This is a genomic window from Actinocrinis sp., assembly GCF_035650855.1.
GTDB lineage: Bacteria > Actinomycetota > Actinomycetes > Streptomycetales > Catenulisporaceae > Actinocrinis.
The window spans coordinates 13966-33069 of sequence record NZ_DASRGV010000394.1; the positions used below are offsets into that span (position 1 = coordinate 13966).

General features: G+C 69.1%; 27 protein-coding genes and 1 pseudogene. 6 read left to right on the forward strand and 22 right to left on the reverse strand.

The features are described 5' to 3' along the window. Window positions 1-182 precede the first annotated feature (182 nt). The 14 genes from VFB40_RS27730 to VFB40_RS27795 form a co-directional block, all read right to left on the reverse strand. Window positions 183-578 carry a hypothetical protein gene (locus VFB40_RS27730; RefSeq protein WP_324855871.1) on the reverse strand — a complete coding sequence of 132 codons (396 nt, stop codon included), beginning with the start codon at window positions 576-578 and terminating at the stop codon, window positions 183-185. A 57-nt stretch (window positions 579-635) separates the two neighbouring features. Continuing rightward, the gene (locus VFB40_RS27735) at window positions 636-1082 is read right to left on the reverse strand and encodes a hypothetical protein (RefSeq protein WP_324855873.1); all 447 of its coding nucleotides are present in this window, start codon (window positions 1080-1082) and stop codon (window positions 636-638) included. 26 nt (window positions 1083-1108) lie between these two features. Next, window positions 1109-1681: a RusA family crossover junction endodeoxyribonuclease gene (locus VFB40_RS27740; RefSeq protein WP_324855875.1), complete on the reverse strand. Its 573-nt coding sequence runs from the start codon at window positions 1679-1681 to the stop codon at window positions 1109-1111. Continuing rightward, window positions 1678-2094: a hypothetical protein gene (locus VFB40_RS27745; RefSeq protein WP_324855877.1), complete on the reverse strand. Its 417-nt coding sequence runs from the start codon at window positions 2092-2094 to the stop codon at window positions 1678-1680. The genes VFB40_RS27740 and VFB40_RS27745 overlap by 4 nt, the downstream gene beginning before the upstream one ends. Further along, entirely contained in the window at window positions 2094-2456 is a 363-nt protein-coding gene (locus tag VFB40_RS27750; RefSeq protein WP_324855879.1) for a hypothetical protein, read from the reverse strand. The genes VFB40_RS27745 and VFB40_RS27750 overlap by 1 nt, the downstream gene beginning before the upstream one ends. Before the next feature lie 154 nt (window positions 2457-2610). After that, on the reverse strand, window positions 2611-3030 hold the full coding sequence (locus VFB40_RS27755; protein WP_324855881.1) for a hypothetical protein: 420 nt from the start codon (window positions 3028-3030) through the stop codon (window positions 2611-2613). After that, entirely contained in the window at window positions 3027-3326 is a 300-nt protein-coding gene (locus tag VFB40_RS27760; protein ID WP_324855883.1) for a hypothetical protein, read from the reverse strand. The genes VFB40_RS27755 and VFB40_RS27760 overlap by 4 nt, the downstream gene beginning before the upstream one ends. A 97-nt stretch (window positions 3327-3423) precedes the next feature. Then, window positions 3424-4134 carry an exonuclease domain-containing protein gene (locus tag VFB40_RS27765; protein WP_324855885.1) on the reverse strand — a complete coding sequence of 237 codons (711 nt, stop codon included), beginning with the start codon at window positions 4132-4134 and terminating at the stop codon, window positions 3424-3426. Continuing rightward, entirely contained in the window at window positions 4131-5021 is an 891-nt protein-coding gene (locus VFB40_RS27770) for an ERF family protein (RefSeq protein WP_324855887.1), read from the reverse strand. The genes VFB40_RS27765 and VFB40_RS27770 overlap by 4 nt, the downstream gene beginning before the upstream one ends. Further along, window positions 5021-6070 (reverse strand): YqaJ viral recombinase family nuclease, encoded by a 1050-nt coding sequence (locus VFB40_RS27775; RefSeq protein ID WP_324855889.1) that lies wholly within the window; start codon window positions 6068-6070, stop codon window positions 5021-5023. Before VFB40_RS27775 ends, VFB40_RS27770 begins: the two co-directional genes overlap by 1 nt. After that, window positions 6067-6285 (reverse strand): hypothetical protein, encoded by a 219-nt coding sequence (locus VFB40_RS27780; protein WP_324855891.1) that lies wholly within the window; start codon window positions 6283-6285, stop codon window positions 6067-6069. Before VFB40_RS27780 ends, VFB40_RS27775 begins: the two co-directional genes overlap by 4 nt. Continuing rightward, a complete protein-coding gene (locus VFB40_RS27785; protein ID WP_324855893.1) occupies window positions 6282-7376 on the reverse strand; it encodes a hypothetical protein in 1095 nt (364 codons plus the stop codon). Before VFB40_RS27785 ends, VFB40_RS27780 begins: the two co-directional genes overlap by 4 nt. Window positions 7377-7466: 90 nt before the next feature. Beyond that, the gene (locus VFB40_RS27790) at window positions 7467-7745 is read right to left on the reverse strand and encodes a hypothetical protein (RefSeq protein ID WP_324855894.1); all 279 of its coding nucleotides are present in this window, start codon (window positions 7743-7745) and stop codon (window positions 7467-7469) included. After that, entirely contained in the window at window positions 7742-8062 is a 321-nt protein-coding gene (locus VFB40_RS27795; protein ID WP_324855896.1) for a hypothetical protein, read from the reverse strand. The genes VFB40_RS27790 and VFB40_RS27795 overlap by 4 nt, the downstream gene beginning before the upstream one ends. A 343-nt stretch (window positions 8063-8405) precedes the next feature. On the opposite strand from VFB40_RS27795, the gene VFB40_RS27800 reads away from it, so the two are divergent. The 5 genes from VFB40_RS27800 (at window position 8406) to VFB40_RS27820 (ending at window position 12215) form a co-directional block, all read left to right on the forward strand. Further along, on the forward strand, window positions 8406-8912 hold the full coding sequence (locus tag VFB40_RS27800; protein WP_324855898.1) for a hypothetical protein: 507 nt from the start codon (window positions 8406-8408) through the stop codon (window positions 8910-8912). Between the two features lie 125 nt (window positions 8913-9037). After that, window positions 9038-9667, forward strand: coding sequence for a hypothetical protein (locus tag VFB40_RS27805; RefSeq protein WP_324855900.1), 630 nt, complete (start codon window positions 9038-9040; stop codon window positions 9665-9667). Window positions 9668-9895: 228 nt separating this feature from the next. Further along, window positions 9896-10570 carry a GIY-YIG nuclease family protein gene (locus VFB40_RS27810; RefSeq protein WP_324855902.1) on the forward strand — a complete coding sequence of 225 codons (675 nt, stop codon included), beginning with the start codon at window positions 9896-9898 and terminating at the stop codon, window positions 10568-10570. Continuing rightward, window positions 10560-11480, forward strand: a complete 921-nt coding sequence (locus VFB40_RS27815) for a tyrosine-type recombinase/integrase (protein ID WP_324855905.1) — start codon at window positions 10560-10562, stop codon at window positions 11478-11480. Before VFB40_RS27810 ends, VFB40_RS27815 begins: the two co-directional genes overlap by 11 nt. A gap of 240 nt (window positions 11481-11720) precedes the next feature. Next, on the forward strand, window positions 11721-12215 hold the full coding sequence (locus VFB40_RS27820) for an HNH endonuclease signature motif containing protein (protein ID WP_324855907.1): 495 nt from the start codon (window positions 11721-11723) through the stop codon (window positions 12213-12215). 7 nt (window positions 12216-12222) lie between these two features. On the opposite strand, the gene VFB40_RS27825 is transcribed toward VFB40_RS27820, so the two are convergent. The 4 genes from VFB40_RS27825 to VFB40_RS27840 are packed head-to-tail and all read right to left on the reverse strand — an operon-like array spanning window position 12223 to window position 14826. Next, window positions 12223-13074, reverse strand: coding sequence for a hypothetical protein (locus VFB40_RS27825; protein WP_324855909.1), 852 nt, complete (start codon window positions 13072-13074; stop codon window positions 12223-12225). 20 nt (window positions 13075-13094) lie between these two features. Beyond that, entirely contained in the window at window positions 13095-13514 is a 420-nt protein-coding gene (locus VFB40_RS27830; RefSeq protein ID WP_324855911.1) for a hypothetical protein, read from the reverse strand. Between the two features lie 50 nt (window positions 13515-13564). Then, entirely contained in the window at window positions 13565-14428 is an 864-nt protein-coding gene (locus VFB40_RS27835; protein ID WP_324855913.1) for a hypothetical protein, read from the reverse strand. Continuing rightward, window positions 14425-14826, reverse strand: a complete 402-nt coding sequence (locus VFB40_RS27840) for a hypothetical protein (RefSeq protein WP_324855915.1) — start codon at window positions 14824-14826, stop codon at window positions 14425-14427. The genes VFB40_RS27835 and VFB40_RS27840 overlap by 4 nt, the downstream gene beginning before the upstream one ends. Before the next feature lie 75 nt (window positions 14827-14901). Between VFB40_RS27840 and VFB40_RS28715 the strand changes: the two are divergent. After that, a pseudogene (locus VFB40_RS28715) lies at window positions 14902-15399 on the forward strand (HNH endonuclease); the annotation flags it as partial. Between the two features lie 60 nt (window positions 15400-15459). Here the strand turns inward: VFB40_RS28715 and VFB40_RS27845 are convergent. The 4 genes from VFB40_RS27845 to VFB40_RS27860 form a co-directional block, all read right to left on the reverse strand. Continuing rightward, window positions 15460-15966, reverse strand: a complete 507-nt coding sequence (locus tag VFB40_RS27845; protein ID WP_324855917.1) for a hypothetical protein — start codon at window positions 15964-15966, stop codon at window positions 15460-15462. A 29-nt stretch (window positions 15967-15995) separates the two neighbouring features. Next, on the reverse strand, window positions 15996-16304 hold the full coding sequence (locus VFB40_RS27850) for an HNH endonuclease (RefSeq protein WP_324855919.1): 309 nt from the start codon (window positions 16302-16304) through the stop codon (window positions 15996-15998). 704 nt (window positions 16305-17008) lie between these two features. After that, the gene (locus VFB40_RS27855; RefSeq protein WP_324855921.1) at window positions 17009-18514 is read right to left on the reverse strand and encodes a hypothetical protein; all 1506 of its coding nucleotides are present in this window, start codon (window positions 18512-18514) and stop codon (window positions 17009-17011) included. Between the two features lie 14 nt (window positions 18515-18528). Beyond that, window positions 18529-19056, reverse strand: a complete 528-nt coding sequence (locus VFB40_RS27860) for a hypothetical protein (RefSeq protein ID WP_324855923.1) — start codon at window positions 19054-19056, stop codon at window positions 18529-18531. Window positions 19057-19104 lie beyond the last annotated feature (48 nt).

Consider the following 19104-nt stretch of genomic DNA (forward strand, 5'->3'; position numbering starts at 1 on the left):
GGGCTCCTTGTCGAAGAGAGGGATCTGGTCTGGATAGGGCTGGCCGCCCCGCGCACGGCGAGGCGGCCTGAACGTCTCGGGGGCGGCGGACTCGGGGTGTTCGCGCGCGCGGCATTTAGGGCCGAGACCGTCCGGCGACGGACGCATCGACCGGTGGCAGCGCACGCACTCGACGACGACGGTCAACGGGACCGCCTGTGCCGGCCACGCCGGTCCAGCTCCGACTCAGCCGCCGCAAGCCGCGCCTGCAGGTCGGCGATCAGCGTCCGGTCGTCCTCGCGCAACCCGCGCAGCACCCGGTTCTCGTGGTTCGTCTCGTCGACATGCGCCTGCATCCCGTCGAGCACCCGGGCCAGGCCGCGGTTCTCCCGCAGCGCCGCGTCCCGTTCGGCCTGGACCTCACGCAGCAGGTTGCGCGCCTCGATCGCCTCGGCCTGCGCGATCTCCGCGATCCGCTGCCAGTCCGCGACCTCGGCGGCGTGCCGACGCAACGCCGCGATGTGCTCGTCCGCACTCCCCGGCGGTGCGCCCGCGTGGGCTGCGCGGCTGGTAGACGGGTGGATGGCGCCGGTAATCATCAGCGTCTTTCTGGTTGGTGACGGGTAAGACAGGAGGCGAGCGGCAAGGGCTGCTAATCAAGCAGCGACCCGTTCTCGACCATCCGAAACGGCACCCGACTCGCCGTCCGCGACCATCGACGCCAGCACCACCGCCAGAGCCGCCAACCGCTGCCGATCCAAATCAGTCAGCAGCCCGGCCACCGCGTCCGCGTCACCCGCAGCGACCGCCTCCACCAACTCCCCAGCCGGCCGCAGCATCGCCGCCGCCATGAGATCCCGCGTCAACCCGGGCAGGCGCTTACGGTTACGGCGGATCGTCCAATCCACCGTGTTCGGCGCGACCCCCAGCCCCGCCGCCGTGATCGTCACGTCCAGCCCGTACAAGTCACACAGCGCGATCACCGCGCCGCGCTCCAGCTCCGTCAACGCGGTAGGGGAACCGAGCAGCGCCCGGCGCACGGCCTCGACGTCCACTAGGTGCACGACCCGCTCGTGGCGTTCCCGGGCCAGCTCGCGGATCATCCGGCCCGTGGTCTGACCGCCCCTGTTCACGGCGCACCGTCCACGGGTGTGATGTGCAGCACCAGGCGTCCGCGCGGTGTGCGCGGCCCGGTCGTGTGCGAGACCTTCGTGACCCATTTCGGCGAGTCGTTGACCAGCACACCGGCATCACGGAGCCCATCGATTGCCGCCTTGACCAGCGGTGCGATGTTCTCCGCGTCGTGCGCCCGCTTACCCTTCCCCGGGTGCTGCACCGCGAGGATCGTCACCGGGCCCGTGTAGTGCGGGAGCTTCTGCGAGCGGGCCAGCCGTGCGGCGTCGAGGCGGATCTGCTTGGTGATGGCCGCTTCCACCCACCGGTTGTGTCGGGCATTCGCGCCGCACTGCCACAGCGTGTACTTGGCCGAGGGCGTGTAGCCGTCCGGGAACGCGAGCGCTGAGGCGCGGGCGCCGTGGAGGAGTGTGTCGAGTGCGGGCTGCGCGCAACCCTGCACCGGGAGCACCGCCGCGAGGGTGTCTGCGGCGGCGAGCAGTTCACCCTCGGGCGCCTGCCCGAGCCCCACGTGCAGCTCGCGGATCAGGGCGTCGTCCGGGAGTCCAGCGAAACGAGACGCGCTCACACCGACACCCCCGCCCGATCCTGCGCGGCCCGCTCGGTGTCGTACGGCTTGAGCAGCCTCACGCCCTCCAACCCGTCACGCGGGAACAGCGTCAGCTGGCCTGGCGGGTCCGGGATCGGCTTCGGCTCCGGGTCGCCCCCGTCGTCCTCGTGCCGGTACTCGACGCACATGAACAGCCGCGCCGCATCCCACCCACCATCAACCCGAGCGTCACCCGGAATCCACTCCGCGGGCGTGAACCCGCCCATCGACAAGGCGACCAGCGGGCAGCCGTCCCACTCACGGCCCTGCCTGGCAGGCTTCTCGTGCACGCACGTAAGGCAGTGAGCGTCTATCCACCCGTAGCCCTCGGTGCTGTTGGAGAACGGCGGCTCCGGGCGCGCGCTGGCGAGCAGTTCGTCGTTGGCGCGCATCACACGCCGCCTTCCAGGAGCGTGCGGGCGAGCCGCACAGCGGCGGGTTCCGGGTGCTCCCACGACAGGGCCAGCGCGGTGCACCAGCGGCAGTGGTGGTGCTGGTCCTCGTCGACGAACCCCTCGTCGAGTTCGGTCGGGCAGGTGAACTGCGGGCATTTGCGGCCGGGGCAGTGGTCGGCGCCGTGGTCGCCCTGCGTTTCCTCGTCGAGCAGGTCCGCGACAGCGGTACCCAGGGGCGTGGTGTCGGTCATGCGCAGCCGGAACGAGGCGCGGCCCATCAGGTCCGCCCACGCGCGGATCCCGGCGGCTGTGGCATCCACGATCGGGACGGGTGGCGCCTTGGTGGTTTGGTCGGGCACGGTTTCCCCCTCGGGGAATCGGTGGTTGATAGGAGCCCCCTGGCCGGCCTCGGTACCCGGGGTCGGGGCACCGAGGCCGGTTGCCGCCCGTGCGCACGGGCGGCGAACCCGGATGGGGGAGGGGGGAGCCCCACCCGGGCGACTTAGCGGACGATCACCACTGGTGGGCGTCGTCCGGATCAGTCGGCTCAGTCGTGATCGGCGGCCGGAACGCCCGATCGAACCCCGCGGCGAGCGCCGCGAACGCCAGGCACTCCTGCGTGGACAGGTCCACCTGGTCGTGCTCGACGCTCACGGCCGCGAGGTCGTCGGCGACCTGCTGGCGGGTCGGCATCGCCCAGCCCTGCCCAGTCTCGGCCTGCGCGAGCGCCTGCTCGGTGGCTTGCGCGTACGCCTCATCCAGGGCGGTACGGGCCTGCGCGTGCGACACCGGCGCGGCGAGCTTCTGCTGCCCGCGGGCGGCCTTGCGCCGAGCTTTACGGCGCTCAACCAACGGCTCAATCAGCAGCAACGCCAGCATCACGACCACGAGCGCGCCCACAACCAGGTCCCGGTACGCGTCTGCGGCGTTCACGCGTCCGCCTCCTCGAGGTCGTCGCCCGCGAACTCCCGCAGCAACACCTGCGCCTGCCGGTCGATCCACCAGCGCGGGCCCCTGCGCGCGGCCACGACGCGCCACCGGCCCGGCCTGCGGGCGAGATGCACGGCGCGGGGCAGGACGCGCCGCTCCTGCGCCCAGGCCGCCACCCTGCCGGCCGCCAGCGCCGTCGTGACTGCACCGAGCACCAGCAGCGCCAGGGCGAGCACGATCGCGGCCTGCGCCGCGAAAGGCAGTGCTGCGAACAGCGAGAACAAGCGCGAGAGGGTCATGGCCGCTCACCGCGCTTCCACGGGGCGAACAACCACACGACGACCAGGCCGCAACCGAACAAGGTCGCGTACAGCGCCAAAGCAAACGCCGAGAGCATCACGCCACCACCCCGGAGAACACGCGCAGCGGCCACGAGCCGTCCACGACCTCGTCCTTGCCCTGCTTCGCGAAATACTCCTGAAGCGACGCCGACTGCCGCGCCCGCCACTCCACCTGAAACGCCTGCAACTCGGCCAGCGAACGCTCCCCGACCTCCGCCGGGAACCGCGTCGCGAGCATGTACGCCAACCGGGCCGCACCCAGCGCATCCGCCGTCGCGTCATGCGCCTCACCCAGGTCGATCCCGTACTGCTCACACGTCGCCCCGAGCGTGCGCTTACCGCGCCGATACCGGTCCACCGCCTTGTCGATCACATGCGGGTCGATCACCAGGGCGCTAGCCGGGTCCGGGACAGTGGCGCCGACACGCCGGCATTCGCGGTCCAGGACCGTGAAGTCGAACGCCGCGTTGAACACCACCACCGGCACGCCGTGCACGAACGCGCCCTCGATCTCAGCAGCGATCTGCGTAATCGCCTCGGCGCGGTCCATGCCGTGCTCCTGCGCGTGCTCGGTGGTGATGCCGTGCACCGCCGTCGCCTCGGCCGGGATCGGGCGCTCCGGGCGCAGCAGCCACTGCCGGTCGACCCGGTCCTGGCCACCGCCGAGGAACAACACGGTCGCGGTGATGATCCGCGCGTCCTCCGGCTCCGCGCAGTCCGTCTCGGTGTCGAACGCACACAGGCGTCCCTTCGCCCAGCCGCTCATGACGTGGCCGCCGCTCGGTCAGCCTCGGCCTGCTCCGCCTTGCACCCGACACAGTCCGCGTCGTACCCGCCCTCCGCGTGACCCTGATGCCGCGGACCCGCCGGCCGAGGACGCTGCGGCGCACCGAACCGCTCATTGCCGATCCGGGTCACCAGCGCGCCGATCGGCTCCTCCTCGCCGTGCTCGTTACGCACCAGCGCCTTCTCCTGACGCAACTGGCGCAACTCGAACACGATCTGGTTCATGCGGCCCGGCGAAGTCTGCTCGTTGAAAATCTCCTCGAGGTAGCTCGCCGCCGTACGCCTCGGGGCCTCGCCACGCTCGAAGTGATCCGCGTCCGCGTCCCGGTCCTCAGTCGGCACCAGGCCGTTGTTGATCAGCAGGGTGCGCAGCGCGATCGACTGCGCTTTCGGCGTCGACCGTCCGCCGCTGTCCGACGCCTCACCGATCGCCTGGCACTCGATGAACTCGCTCAAGTCACCGGACGGCCCGTAGATCCGGTAGGTGACCGTCGCCGTGCACTCGCGCATCCGGCCGCCGCTCGCCGTGGAGATGTCCCGGTATTCGGCGCCCACCCGGTGCTGAGAGACCACCACGCCGTGCTTGCGGCACGCGGGTCCGAACGCGTTCAACGCCGCCTCGATGCCGCGGAACTTGAACTTCCCGGCTTTGCCGCCGTCGAAGTTCTGGTTCTTGCCGATGGCGCGGATCTCGCCCATCACGCGCGACCAGGCGACGACGACCGGCACCTTCTCCCCGTCGACCGTCAGGTCGCCCAGGTCCGGCTCAGTCAGGTCGGGAGCGGCCCGAAACTGCGGTTCGTCCGCGACCATCGTCCCCGCAAGCGGCTCGCCCGCAAGCGCCGCCGCGTTCTCTGCCAGCCCCATCACAACGCCTCCGCCATCTCCACAAACTCAGGGTTCAGATACAGCTGCGGGCCCGTCTTGCTCACCACGCAGTCGCGGTAGGCGTCCGGGTACCGCTCCGCGAGGCGCTCGAGATCGACCCGCGGTGCCCGGTTGACCTCCCGCACCTCGGCCGCGACATGACCGTCTGCGAGCAGCGCCGTTCCGCCGCCCATCAGGCGCAGCAGTTCGGCATACGCGGCGGCCTTCTGCTTCTTCTCGCGGGACTCCGCGCGCTGGTGCTGCGCGTAGGCGAGCGCGGCCTCGCGCGTCTCGACCGGATCGGCCGCGACCAGTCCGCTGCGCTGGCGGTGCATGCGCTTGTACATGTCGAGCTCGCGGTCACCGTGCTCCGGGTCCGCAGCCGGCACGACACGCGCCTGCACGAACTCGGCCCAGAACCGCTTGCACGCGGTCACAATGTGCCGGATCGTCGCCTCGTGATCCGCGCGCCGCACCGTGCCCTGCCGGTAGTCGTTGCCGCCGACCAGCACCGCGTAATGCAGGTGGTCGTAGCCGGTCACGGCGATCTGCCAGAGCATCTGCCCGGCGATATCGTCGGGCAGGTTGGCGTGCCACCGGTTGGCTTTGAACGCCGAGCGGAGCTTGACCTCGAGCGCGCACTGTTCGCGGCGCGTCTCGGGCAGCGGGCACTCGGTCACCCGCCGGTCCAGGGTGCACATCATCACGGGGTCGTCGATGCGCGCGACGAGGCCCACGCGGCGCACCACGGAGCGGTTGCGCCGCGCCCACTCACGGGCGACGGGCTCCTCGAGGACGGTTCCCCAGTGTGCGGCTTCCCCGGCGCCGTCGACCGCCTCGCCGATCTTGTCGTAGTACACGGAGCGGGGTGTGCCGTAGTCGGAGACACCGAGGATCGCGGGCACGTCGGAGGCGCCGATGCCTTCGCGTCGGGCGGCGAGCCATTCGTCGCGGGTCGCCGTGGCGGGCAGCACCAGGTGCGCGGTGGGGGTGACGCGCGGCCCGGTCTTGCGTTGCGCCGCGGCGGGAACATCGAACAGGGCCGTCATGCCAGCACCTGCTCTCGCCGCGCGACCTCGGCCGCGACCGACTCCACCAGCTCGGCGAACAGGGCGTCGGCCTTCGCCTCGTACGCCTCGCGCACCGCCGCCGGCTCAGCCCCGTCCGCCGCAACCGCGCGCAGCATCAGCAGATCCGTGAACTCGCCCGCGTGATCCGGCTCCGTCAGCTTCTCCAACACCGCGCGCACCAGCTCGGGGCTCACGACGACACCCCCGCCCCGTCGCGCGCAGCCAGCCGCGCCTCGATCTGCGCCACCAGGACCTGCGCACGGCGCACATCCAGCACCCGCACCTGACCGCCCGCATGTACGTCACGCGTCTGGCCGTTGGCGAACCTGAGCACCGCCACCCGGCCGCTGTCACGCAACTCGTTGCGCTGCTCGGCGAGCAGGAACCACACCGGGCCGGCCGTGCCCGAGCCCTCGTCGTACACCCACGCGCCTGCCGGGAGGGTGTGCCCGTTGAGGGTCGGGTCCACGGCCTCGTACGGGTCGAGGTCGGTGGCGGGCAGCACGTGGTGGGTGGTGGCTTGCGGGACGCGTTTGGGTAGCGGCTTGAGCGCGCCCGGGTCCGCGACCTCGTCCTCGTCCGGGACCGGCGGCGCCATGCCGTCACCCGGCACATGCACCGGAGACGCAGGCTTCGACACCGTCACCGTCGTGACACTCACCTGCACCCGCGGATCCGGCATCCCCGGGGTGATCCGCTGAAAGCTCGTCGTCTCATCACCCAGCGCGCCCTGATTCGCGGTCACCGCCGCCAGCTCGCTACCGAACGCACCCGTGTCGACCTCGGCCTTGACCGTCACGCCCGGCAGTTCGTTCGCGTTCCGCTCCGCCGTGACGATCTCGTCCAAGGTCTGCGCGATCTGCGCGGCAGCCTGCGCGCCGTTGCCGTCGCGCGCCAGCAGCTTGCGGCCCTCGGCGCGCTCCCGCTCGGCCAAGGCGTGCACCACCCGCAGGTGGACCGCCAGGTCCTCTTCCAGCTTGATCGCCGAGTGGCGGTGCAGGGTCGCGCTGGTCGCTACCAGTGAGATGTTGCAGGCGGCCTTGTCCAGGTCGAGCGGACGGTCGCGGTAGAGCACCGGCGGCAGCGGCTTGGGTTCGGTGGCGCGGACGGTCGGCAGGATCTGGGTGTCGCCGCCCGGATCCGGGAACGGCGACCGCTCCACCACCGGGGACTGCGGCTCCGCCTTGCGCTGCCACCAACGGCGGGGACGTTCAACGAGCCCTGAGACGTTCTTGACCTTCGCATCACTTACGCGATGCCTGGCGTCGGTTACAGTGGAGGACAAAGCTGCCCTTCCTTCCCAAATGGATGTGCTGGCGGTTTTTGATCGCCGCCTCCGCCCGGATGCCCCCCGGGCGCGGGCGGTCTTTGCTTGTCAGGCAGCCGCAGGAGGCGACGAACGCCGCCGCCGCGAAGCAGCCGACTTCAGTGCGATCCGCGCGTAGAAGGCAGCCCTCGCCGCCGCCGCGCGCCTAGCCCGCTCCTGCGGCGGGAGCACCCCGTCCGGGTCGACCTGCTGCTCGAACCTGGCGTCCGCCGCAGCCCTCGCCGCCGCCGTACGGGCCGCACGGTCCTCGGTGTGCGCCCACGACTCGTGCGCCCCGGCGCGTCCGGCGAGACGCCGCTCGCCGTCGGTCATCCGATTCGCGCTCATGCCGCGGCCGGCTGTGTCGCGTCGTCGGAGGCGGGCTCCTCGCACAGTTCGCCGAGTGCCTCGTACCAGGTGATGCCGCGGCGCCTGGCGTGCAGGATCGCCATGCGGCCCAGGGTCTTGTTCTCGGGGGCGTACCCCTCGCGGGAGAACATCACCTGGGGTACGCCGTTACGCAGGCCGCCGAGCAGCCCGGATGCGTTGGGGTGGCCGTTGTGGCCCGGGTGCAGGTCTTCGCGGGCTTCGGCTGCCGCGGCGGCCATGCGGGCCAGCGCGTCCGGCCGGAGTCGGATTTTGAAGGCTTCGCTGTTGGTGGCCACGGATATCCTCCGTAGATCGATGTCTCCAGCAAGCAAAGATACTTGCTGTGGTAATCAACCTACGCCGGTCTGGTTGCCTGGGCAAGCGGAATCGCTTATCTGGGGTAACGATTCGGCCGCTGTGTTCCGGTCACTTCTGGCGCACGCCCTTGCGTACTTCTACGAGCCTTGCGACGCTGACGGCGAGCTGTCCCCGCTCACCTGCGATTTCGCTTTCGCCGTCACACTCGTGGCCTGCGTGTGATGGCGCCGCGCGAGAGGCACCCATATGCTTGGTGGAACAATCAACCGCAGTAGCTCCATCAAACGGCGCGCCGCGTTCATCCACCCGAGGACGCCCACCATGACCCCACCGCCCCCCAGACCCCGGGGCACCGAACCAGCGCCGGAAACCGACGACGAACCTCCTTACCCCGCCTGGGGCACCTGGTTCGCCGGCGAACTCGAACGCCGCGCCCTACGCAACAACGCCATGCTCAAACTACTCAACGGTGTCGGCGCCCACGGTCGCTACAACTCCTCAGACATCACGCTGTGGAAGCAAGGCAAGAAACGCCCCAGCGAAGCCGGCGCCATGTTCGTGGCCGCCGCATGGGGACTACCCGCACACACCGTCCTACGCGAAGCCGGATACGACGACTTCGCCGACTTCCTCGAGGCGCGCCGCCCCGACGGCGACCCGCTCCTGGCCAGCATCCGCGCCAGCGGGCTGCCCGAATCCGACCAGCGCGACCTCGAACGCCAGCTCGCGCTCATGGAAGAACTCATCGCCATCAAGCTCGAGAAGATGCGCCGCGAGCGCACCGAGGCTCCCGGTGAGCGGGAAACCGGCAACGAGAACGCTTTATGACCAAATCACGCCATCCCCCGTTGGAGTGACAGGACTTTACAACCCCGTGCCATCCCGTACCGTGGAACATTGTTGCTGTTGGGGAGCGGCATTCGGGCTGCCGCGCATGCGCGGAGGGCCACGCCTTGACGATCGGGATCGCACGGGAACCGTCACGGGCACGCGCCGTCCTCATCTCCGCCGGCTCTCTCGCCACCTGGCCGGCGTCCGCGCTGCTGATCCTGCTGCACGCCCGGGGCGCCGTCATAGCCAGCCCCCGGGCGTTCGCCGTGGCCTGGACGTGGCTGGTCGCGCTCGGCTGCCTGGGCTGCCCCGTCTACGGGCTGCGGCTGTTCGGGAACCGCCTAAGCCCCTCGGTCGCACGCCACGTCGGCATACTGTTCGCCGGCGTGGCCGTGATCCTCACCGGGCTGATCGCCACCGGGCAGCTACACCCGCGCACCACGATCATCTACGCCAGCCTGATCCTGCCTATGGCGATCGCCATTCAGGCGTTCAACGCCGCGGAGGTGCTCTGCCGGGAGCAGCGCGCCTACGAGGCCGGGCGGCGCGACGCGCTCGCGGACGCGCTGCGGGAGCGCACCGCGGTGGCCGAGGTGCTGCGGCGCCTCGACGACGCGACGCTCGAGGACCTGGAGCGGGAGCACGAGGCGCTGGGCATGATCGTGGACGCGGCGCGGCGCGACGCGCGCAGGCCGGGTTCACGCCCCGACCTGCGCGCGCTGCCCCGTCCCGACGACATGTTCGGTTCCTGACGCGTTCTTCGCGGAAGCTGGTTAGAGTCAAAGAGATTCGGACCCACAGGGCTCTGTCGCCACACGCAATAAGGCACCAGAACTACAGCACTCCTGCGCTGAGACTCCGCTAATTCCTTGACTCGATCGCTGGGCCGCGAGTTAGCATGTGAGCAGGTCAGGGCGCATGCGTGCGCGCCGGCGTGTAGAAGGCGGGCAACCACAGCACACAGAGTCAAAAAATTATTCATGATCACCGGATATGCTGGCTGCGTGACAAGGCAACTACCACTCCCGATCGCCCACGGCGAAATACCCATTGCCGCGTTGGGCTTCGTCTACTACGCCTACGACGCCGACGGTGATCTCTTGTACATCGGTGCCACTGGCAACCTCGCGCGCCGCATCGATGATCACCGTCGTACCCGCGCCGCATGGCTGCCCAAGACCCACCGAATCCGCTGGGAGCAGTACGCCACCCGCGCAGACGCAGACGCCGTGGAAGAGCGCCACATCGCCGACCTGATGCCCGCCTACAACATCGCGGGCAACGCGGGCCGCTGGGAAGCCGAGACGCGTACAGCTGACGCGCTCGCATTTGTGGCCAGCTCGAAGCGCGCGGCCTGGGAGTCGGTCGCTGCTGCAGTGCGCCAAGCTCGGGTTGCCGGGCGACGCTCCCAGACATCGCTCGCGCGAGACGCCAAGGTCTCGTTGGTTGACGTTCGCGCCATCGAAAGGGCCGAGCGGGAGCGTTACCCGCGGACTGTCGTGCAAGCCGTGGAGCGCTCGCTCGGATGGGATCAGGGATCGGTCGAACAGGTGCTAGCGGGCGCGCTGCCTAGCGTCCTGTCGGAGGCGCAGCGCGCGACGTTGGCGATCGCCGAAGCGCGCCATCTCCAGGAGGCGATGCCCCATGCGTTATGACGCGGACGAAACCCCGGACCCCTACGCGCTGACCGCCGCCGACGATCTCGTCATCTCATGGCAGATCTCACTGCGCGCCGCAAAAAAGTCCCCCCCGACGATCCGCACCTACTGCAAGAACGTGCGCCTCTACCTCGCCTGGTGCCGCGAAGCGGACGCCACACCCAACCTCGGCCACCTTGCCGTCACCGCGTACCTGGCCGACGTGTGCGACACCCGCTCCGGGCAGACCGCACGCAACCACCTCGTGGCGCTGCGATCCTTCGCCAGGTGGGCCGCCAAAGAGAACGAGACCGGCCCCTACGACCTCGCAGAGATCGACCAACCCAAGGTCGACCAGCACGTCACCGAACCCTTCACCCCTGACGAGCTCGGGGCGCTGCTGAAGGCGTGCGCGGGCAAACGCTTCATGGACGTGCGCGACACCGCGATCCAGCACATCCTGCTCGACAGCGGCGGCCGCGCGATGGAGATCGTGGGCATGCAGCTGGAGGACGTGCGCCTGGCTGACGGGCTCGCCTTGGTGCGCGGCAAGGGCGCCAAGGACCGCTACATCCCGCTGAGCGATCGGACGTGCGAGGCACTGGACAAGTATTTGCGGGTCAGGCGCCGGCATCCGCAGGCACATCTGGCGCAGTTATGGCTCGGGGAGAAGGGGCGGGCGTACGGCTACCACGGCATGTACCGGTCGTTGAAGGCTCGCGGCGAGATGGCGGGTGTCGCCAACGTCTATCCGCACCGTTACCGGCATACGTTCGCGGATCGGTGGTTGGACAAGGGGGGCACGGAGGGCGGGTTGATGCGTATCGCGGGCTGGTCTGATCCGGCGATGGTGCAGCGGTATTCGCAGGCTCGCGCGACGCGACGCGCTCTGACCGAGGCTCGCCGGTTGAATGTCGGCGAGTTGTAGGGCCCCGGGAACGCGAAAAAGCCCCGCCGCGCCGAGCCCGTGCGAGGGGCTACGGCGCGGCGGGGAAACGCGGCGGCTAGGGGTGGCGGCGGGGCGGCGGGAACAGCTCGAGGGGTAGCAGTGTCAGGCTCGGGCTGCTGGGATTCGGGGCGGGGGCGAGACCAGTCGTGAGCAGCGAAAACAGCCGCAGCGACGCTACCTCAGGGGTAGAATGGTCCCAAACGGATCGAAGGGATCTGAATGGATACTATTCCAGGGAAGTTCCAGCCCTTAAGCGCCGAACGGCGCTTTGCCCTCAAGGTCGACAAGAGCGGCGAAAACGGCTGCTGGAACTGGGCAGGGAAAGTCAACAGCCACGGCTACGGGATCTTCTCGATCAACGGCCAGCTGGTACGCGTCCACAGGATCGCCTGGGAGTGGCATCACGCGATGCCGATACCCGAGGGCCAGCTCATCCGGCACATGTGCGACAACAGGCGATGCGTCAACCCGGACCATCTGGTCGCTGGCACGCATTCGGACAACAACGCCGACGCACTGCGGCGCCAGCGCGCCAGTTCGCTGCGAGGGGAGAAGGCGCCTTCGGCGAAACTCACCGCGGACAAGGTCCAGTGGGCTCGGCAGCAATACAAGTCCGGGTCGATGACGACAGCCGGCCTCGCTCGAGCGTGCGGCGTTTCGCCTACCACGATGAAGGCAGCGCTGCTCGGCGAGAGCTGGGCTCACGTGAAGTAGCTGGTCTTCACAGCCCGCGCCGATAGAGCGGCACGCCGAGGAGTACGAAGGCCCTACGCCCCGCGTCGCCAGCTTCGTGAACTGGTCCCCCGATCAGGGTGGCGAAGCTGGCAGGCGTAGACGCGACAGCTGCGGGTGTTGTCGCACTGGATGCGGTTGGCGTCGGGGTGGGCGTTCCCGCCGTAGGTGAGGCGGAGTTAGGCGGCGTCGGCGGCGGAGTGGGCGACGCCGACGCGGAAGGTTCCGGCGGGCACGTGTAGTGGGGTGCGGGAGTCCCATTGTCCGGGACGCAGTTGTAGGTGACACCGTCGGCCTCGAACGACCATCCGGCAGGCGGTGAGCCATTGACGCCGTTTTGGCCATCCCTGCCAGCCGGCCCAGCTGGGCCGGCTGGCGCGGGGTGCGCGGACATGTACGCGGCGACCGCCGAAGCCACCTGCTGATCACTCGGCCCCGGTCCGGGCGCCCCGGACGGCGGCGGGGACGCGATCAGGTAGGCCGTGACCGCCGAAGTGATCTGCTCCGTCGACACCCCCGGCACCGGGTGCGCCACCAGATACGCGGCGACCGCGGCAGCAACCTGGGCATCCGACGGGCCGGGCCCTTGCTGGCCGGTGGCGCCGGGGATGCTGGAGATGATGACTTGCGGCGGCGGCACGTTCGGCGTACCACCCAGTTTCAACACCTGCGACCGCAACTGATTGTCACCGGTCGCGAGCGCCGCGATCGCGCGATCCCTCGCCTGATCCGCCGTGTTCAGCGCACCGATCTGATCGGACGCCCGGCCGAGTTTCAGGATCAGGAACAGCATCAGCATCAGAACCGCGAGCGCCAGCGCGGTCCCGGTCGCGGCCAGCACACGCCCACGCGGCGACATCGTCAGTGAACTCCCTTGGCCGCGAGGACAGCGGCGATCCACGCCCCGGCAACCGTCGCCACCGCACCCACCGCGATCCCGATCGCCGTCAGTGTCTTACTGCGCGACCACGCGTTGCTGTCCCGGTGCGCGCTTTCGTGTGCGCCGATCCGCCGATCCAGCTTGTCGATCTTCTCGGTGAGTACGCCCATCCGCTCGAGCGACGTGCGCTCGATGCGCTCGACGGCCTGACGCACGTCATCGCGCAGCTCCGCGACGTCCCTCTCCAGCGACTCGTGTTCGGCCTGCCACAACGAGGTGGGCACCATCTTGCCCGCGAGGTCGGCGTGCCGGTCGTCGGCGTTTTTGAGCGACTCTCGGATGTCTCGTTTGAAGTCGGCGAGGTTGCGGGCGAGTTCGCCGAGGGTGCGGTCTTCGGCCACGGCGGCCCCTCAGTGGTCGTGCGGGCCGAGGATGCGCGGTGCGCGTTTGCTTACGGCTTGGCGTTGGCGGTCGCCGCCGACAGGTGCTCGAGCACCGCCGCGGCAATCACCCCGGGCACCGAACCGGCGGCGAGGTGCTGCTCGATCAGCGCCTCCAGCGCGGCGAGATCCACCTGCGCGGGCGCCGGCGCGGACAGGGCGGCGACCTTCGCCTGCAGGTCCGGGAAGCCAGCGGCGACCGCGAGCAGGCCCCGCAGCGGGCTGCCCGCCGGGTACGCGGCCAGCGCGGTCGTATCGCCGACCAGCGCGTCCCGCAGCCGGCCCAGGTCGGTGAGGATGCCGGCGACGCTGTTGCCGTTCGGGCGCCCGTTCGGGCCGTTGATCACATCAGTCCACTGCATGTCTGCTCCTAGCGGGTCCACTCCGGGCCAGTAGTCGGCTACGGACGAGAGGTCGAACGCCCCGGCGTCCTCGTACTGCTTCGCGACCGCGCCGGCGGGGATCGCGGTGACGCCGTCGTAGTCGGCGACCCAGTAATGCGGCTCCGCGACGCCGCGGGCGCGGAAGGCTGCGCGCACTGCGGGCCAGCCGACCGTCGGGTCCAGCTGGTTGCAGTACACGGTCGGGTCCGCGCCGGCCTTGCGGCGCATCAGCACCCAGTCCACGGACTGCGCGGGGGTGCAGTTGCCGGGTTCGCAGTCCAGGACGGTGCCGCTGTTCGTGGTCGCGAACACCGCGATGTGCACGTGGACCAGGCCGGGGAACAGCGCCCAATGCGCCGGGCTCCACGCGTACGCGCCGTCGTCGTATCCGGCGACGAGTTTGACGGGGCTCTGCGTGGAGGCGCGTGCCGCGACCTCGTGTTGCATGGCGGCCGCGTCGCCGGCGATCCCGTCGAGCATCAAGCGCGTCACGACTGCCCTCCTTGCTGCTGGTCGAGCCGCTGGTTGAGGGCGGCGATCTGGTCGGAGATGACCTGCATCCGCTCGCCCTGCGCGGCGGCGTGGGCGGCGAGTTGCTCGGTGACGTGCGCGCGGGTGGTTTCGTGATGCTCAGTCATGTGCGCCGCGGTGTGCTCGGCCGCGCGCCTCGCGATGTGCTCCTGCCATTGCGGGATCTTGCGGCCCAGCCAGGTCCTCACGGGGACGGCGACGGCGACACCCGCGGAGGCGACTTCCCAGCTCGCGGCCAGGTTCGGCCAGATCGCGAGCCACCAGTTGACCAGGATCGCGAGCGCGGCGGCGAGGTTGGCGCCGAGTAGCAGGCGCCGTAGCCACCGAGGAAAGCGAGACAGGACAGTCAATCCGACCACGCGGAATTCAAAACAAGGAAAGCGATGCCCACCATCGCCCCCTTTTTTGTCGGCACCGAAAAGTAGAATACACTCATGGGCTATTCACTAACCGAGGGTGCATGTTTGCGATGCAGCAAGAACCGCAAAGTGAACCGGAACGGCTACTGCACGGCGTGCCAGGTGCGTGTTGACTACGAGAGTCGCGACCCGGTTGCATGTCTCCGCTGCGAGAAAACCCGCAGGCCGTTCAGCAAGGGGTTGTGTAAGAGTTGCTACCAGGCCCTTCGCCGCAATCCTGACGCGGCACGTTCCGGCAGCGAGGAACATCGTGCCGCTCTGCGAGCCGCGCACAAACCCGGTTCCACGCGACGTGAGAACTCAGGCCGGTGGAAGGGTGGCAGATTCCTCGACTGCGACGGTTACGTCAGAGTGCTGCCGCCAGACGGCTACGCGGGAAAGCTGATACACGGCGGTCGATACGTGGCCGAGCACAGGCTCGTTGCCGAGCAATCACTCGGCCGGTTGCTACTCCCAGGCGAGGTTGTGCATCACATAAACCGGCGACGGGAAGACAACGATCCGGCGAATCTTCTGGTGCTGCCTTCAATCAGCGTCCACCGGCGCCTCCATGTGCTGGAGGAACGCCTAAAATCACCCGGTCGGTTCCGGAGTTTGCAGGAACTCCCATTCCTCGCGGGCGTAGCGATCGAGAAGCCACACGGGGTAGGTGATGGAGTGAATCCCGCGCCCAGCATGTCTATGATGCACGTCGCAGAGGATCATGAGGCCACCTTCGCTCTCAGCGAAATTAAGGAAGTCCTCGTCGGAGTGCAGCTCGGCCTGTGGGAAATCGTGGGCGACCTTTCGCCAATCAATCTCTGATAGGCCGGCGAATTCCGCCACAGCGTGGTGAGCCTCAAGCTGCGTCGCGCCCTCACAACGATGTCCGGCAGGGAGTCCTGCCTTGATCTGGGCGAGGGTCGCGCCACCAATCCAACAAGGTGCGCCGAGCACGTGGATCAGGTGATGCTGAGCATGACGGAAGATCTTGTAGTGGCCGTCTTCCTCTCGTGGCGCATGCGGTGGGTATGCAGCCAACTCATGGAGAGTCCGGCGCTCGACGTGCAGGGTCATCGACTGGTCGTGTGCCGCGGTCATGGCGCCCCCTTTCTGTGGGCGCCACAAGGTCACGCGGCGCTCAACTGTTTCGCGATGAGTTGCGATTGCAGCGTCGAGCCGTCAGCAAGCCAGATGGCGCGAACCTCTGGCGAGCTCTCCACGGCGTGCGCGACCTTCGACGGCGTCCACTGCCAGAGCAGACGGGACCGCTTGGAGTGATTGCACGGGCCGCAGGCGCTCACGAGGTTTGACGGGTGCTCGATGCCGCCCCTGCTGAGCGGGATGACGTGGTCCACGTGCTCCCCGGGAGCTCCGCAGTACACGCACGGGCCGCTGCGGACCTTCGCGTAGAAGGACGGGGGGACTGGCTCAGCCACCGTGGCGGATCTCTTCAGATCGCTCCGGAGCTTCGTGCGCGTGGCTACGTACACACGCCAGGCTTGCTCGCCGTGCTTGTTGATGTACGCGCACTTGGGGCAGAGGCGACTGGCCCCGCTGCGTGCGCCGCACGTCTCGCAGGTCTTGTCTTCATGGCCGCTGCATTTCGCGCAGAGCCTGTTGCCGTAGGTTTTGCGCGTGCATCCCGCGGTCTCGCACGGCTTGTTGCGGCAGTGGCGGCACTTGCGCATCTTGGGCGCGGGGTTCGAGCAGCCTTCGGTCTCGCATATCGGGCCGCTCTTACGCGTGGACCGGCATTCGCCGCATATTCGGCTGACCCCTGAGACGTTTGTGCAGCCGTCGTTTGCACACTGCTTTTCGCGGTTGCGGCACCAGTGGCAGTAGGTGTATTCCCGAGATGGCTTTCCGCAGCCGTCTGTGGCACAGATCTTCTGGGGTTTCACGTATCCGCGACAGGCGTTGCACGTCTTGCAGTTGTACGAGCGCCGTCCGCACCCTGGGGTGGCGCAGATGCCGGTTTCACCTCGGCACTTGTCGCACAGGCGCCGGTCCAGGCTTGGTGCGCCGCACTCGTCGCAGAGGCGCCCGCGGCATTCCTTGCATTTCTGGTGATCGCCCGACTTGCGCGTGCAGCCAGGCGTCTCGCAATACGGATTGCTTCTGCTCAACCTTGGACCCCAGGTTAGTTCTGAGAATATCCTACGAGTCCCATATTAACCTGGTTCTCGCAATTGGGGTCCGTCGAAAGGAAATCGCCGATGTTCGGGATCTCGCACCGGTACAGCGGCAGGCGGTCAGGCGCCGGCGTCGCGTACGCGTAGCCCTGCAACCCGAGCTTGTACTGACCGAGACAGTTGCTGTTCGGCACGACGAAGTAATCGCCGCCGCCGAGCTTGCAGCCGTACAGCGGCACGCTCGCCGCCCCGGTGGGGGCTTCGGCGAGCTTGCCCAGGTTGATGTTCTCCAGGTGGTAGACGCTGCTGTCCCACCAGCCGGTGGTGACCTCGTGGTGGCCGCCCGCGTAATCGACGCGCTGCAACGCCCGCCACGGTTGGCCGGGACTCCAGGTGGACCAGGCGACGTCCCAGTTGTTGAACGCCCCGGCGTTGCCGAGGGTGGCGCCGGAGGCGTTGTACGCGGGCCTGGGGATGGCGGTGGACGCGTAGACCTCGACGCCGGGCAGCCCGGGGGTGTACACGGTCCCGGCGGGGTCGCGCAGGATCCCGGCGAGGAAGTTGGACTCCCATCCGGTCAGGTTGGTGTCGATCGTGTCCAGTTCGGTCCAGGTCCCGGCGAGCAGGTCGCTGGCCGCATACAGGGTCACGCCGAGCTGCCCGCGTTCCTGGACGCCGCCGCTGCTGGCCGCGGGCCGGGTCGGGTCGTCGTTGACGGCCACGTACCATCTGCCGTCCGCGGTGTCGTAGGCCGCGCCGCCCCACGTCGAGGTGGACAGCGGCTGCGGGGCGCCGCCGACCCGCGGGCGGGCGCCGGCCCAGTACGGGCGGGCGGCGCGCAGCCCGGAGGTGGTCACGGTGCCGACCGTGGTGAAGTGCACGCCGTCCGCGCTGGTGGCCTCGATGTGCTGGTTCGGGCCCTCCTGGTACTCGTACACCATGGTCAGCACGCCGCCCACGTAGGAGAGGTTGGGTTGTGCGGCGCCGTAGTACGTGCCGTTCGAGTAGGGGGCGGTGATCACCGGCTGGGGGTATTTCACCCAGTGGTCGCCGTCGAGGCTGAACGCGACCCCGATCTGGTTGTCGGCGGTGCCCGCGGTGCCGTATCCGACGTAGTACAGGGCGTAGGTGTAGGTGACGCCGTCGCCGAGCGGGTCGACGAAGCTGCCCTCGATCACGTCCGGGTTGCAGATCAGGGCGTCGTCCCACGTCCCGGCCGCGCCTTCGGCCAGGACGGCGTGTTCGGGGATGGTGACGTGCAGGCCCCCGGTGAAGGAGTACTGCTCGTGCAGGATCGTGTCCACGGTGCGCCCGGGCAGGTCGCCGCACCACCAGAAGTCCTGGAGCTGCCCGGCCTGGATGACGCTCGGGGCGTAGTCGTAGTAGCCGGCGGTGCCGACGACGCCCCCGCCGACGCGGGAGGAGGCCGCCGCCGGCGCGGGCGTGAGCGCTGCGGCGCCCAGGAGCGTGAGGGCGGCCGCGAGGACGCGGCGCGCGCGGGGGGCGCGGGGCAAGAGGGCTCCGATCATCAGGCGTGGACCCAGGTGGCGGTGAGCGACGGGTCGGCGCCGGTGGTGTTCAGGGCGCCGCCGCTGCTCTGGAAGCCCTGCACCTCGAGGTAGTCGCCGACCGCGAGGAAGACCTGCAGGGTGGGGGTGACGATGACGGTGGCGACGGTCGCGGCGACCACGGGCAGGGTGGCGACGGAGAAGGTGACCTGGGCGCCGTTTTTCGCGAGGCGGATCTGCCGGAACCCGGTGGCGTTGGCGGCGAATCCGCAGGTGCCGCAGCACAGGTACCAGCCGGCGACCTGCGCGGTGTACCTCGAGTTGTTGGTGGTGTTGCTGTGTCCGCCGTAGGAGTCCACGACGGTGGTGTCGAGGGTGAGGCTGGTCCAGGTGGTGTTGGGGATGGACTGGACGCTGGCTTGCCCGGCGGTGACGATCGGGACGTTGATCAGGAAGTTGAGCGCGTCGCGCAGGCTGTTGAGGTACGCGCCGGTTTCGACTTCGCCGACGGTGAACGTCCGGGGGACGGGCACGGGCAGGTTGGTCACCGGCCACCTCCTCGGGTGAGCGGGTGGCCGGACATTCCGCGGCGTAGT

Coding starts and splice junctions, on each gene's coding strand:
- VFB40_RS27790 (WP_324855894.1), bottom strand. CDS start 7,745: ATGAGCGCGAATCGGATGACCGACGGCGAGCGGCGTCTCGCCGGACGC.
- VFB40_RS27735 (WP_324855873.1), bottom strand. CDS start 1,082: ATGATCCGCGAGCTGGCCCGGGAACGCCACGAGCGGGTCGTGCACCTA.
- VFB40_RS27765 (WP_324855885.1), bottom strand. CDS start 4,134: ATGAGCGGCTGGGCGAAGGGACGCCTGTGTGCGTTCGACACCGAGACG.
- VFB40_RS27820 (WP_324855907.1), top strand. CDS start 11,721: ATGGATACTATTCCAGGGAAGTTCCAGCCCTTAAGCGCCGAACGGCGC.
- VFB40_RS27745 (WP_324855877.1), bottom strand. CDS start 2,094: ATGCGCGCCAACGACGAACTGCTCGCCAGCGCGCGCCCGGAGCCGCCG.
- VFB40_RS27760 (WP_324855883.1), bottom strand. CDS start 3,326: ATGACCCTCTCGCGCTTGTTCTCGCTGTTCGCAGCACTGCCTTTCGCG.
- VFB40_RS27845 (WP_324855917.1), bottom strand. CDS start 15,966: ATGACCGCGGCACACGACCAGTCGATGACCCTGCACGTCGAGCGCCGG.
- VFB40_RS27770 (WP_324855887.1), bottom strand. CDS start 5,021: ATGGGGCTGGCAGAGAACGCGGCGGCGCTTGCGGGCGAGCCGCTTGCG.
- VFB40_RS27730 (WP_324855871.1), bottom strand. CDS start 578: ATGATTACCGGCGCCATCCACCCGTCTACCAGCCGCGCAGCCCACGCG.
- VFB40_RS27810 (WP_324855902.1), top strand. CDS start 9,896: ATGATCACCGGATATGCTGGCTGCGTGACAAGGCAACTACCACTCCCG.
- VFB40_RS27775 (WP_324855889.1), bottom strand. CDS start 6,070: ATGACGGCCCTGTTCGATGTTCCCGCCGCGGCGCAACGCAAGACCGGG.
- VFB40_RS27815 (WP_324855905.1), top strand. CDS start 10,560: ATGCGTTATGACGCGGACGAAACCCCGGACCCCTACGCGCTGACCGCC.
- VFB40_RS27800 (WP_324855898.1), top strand. CDS start 8,406: ATGACCCCACCGCCCCCCAGACCCCGGGGCACCGAACCAGCGCCGGAA.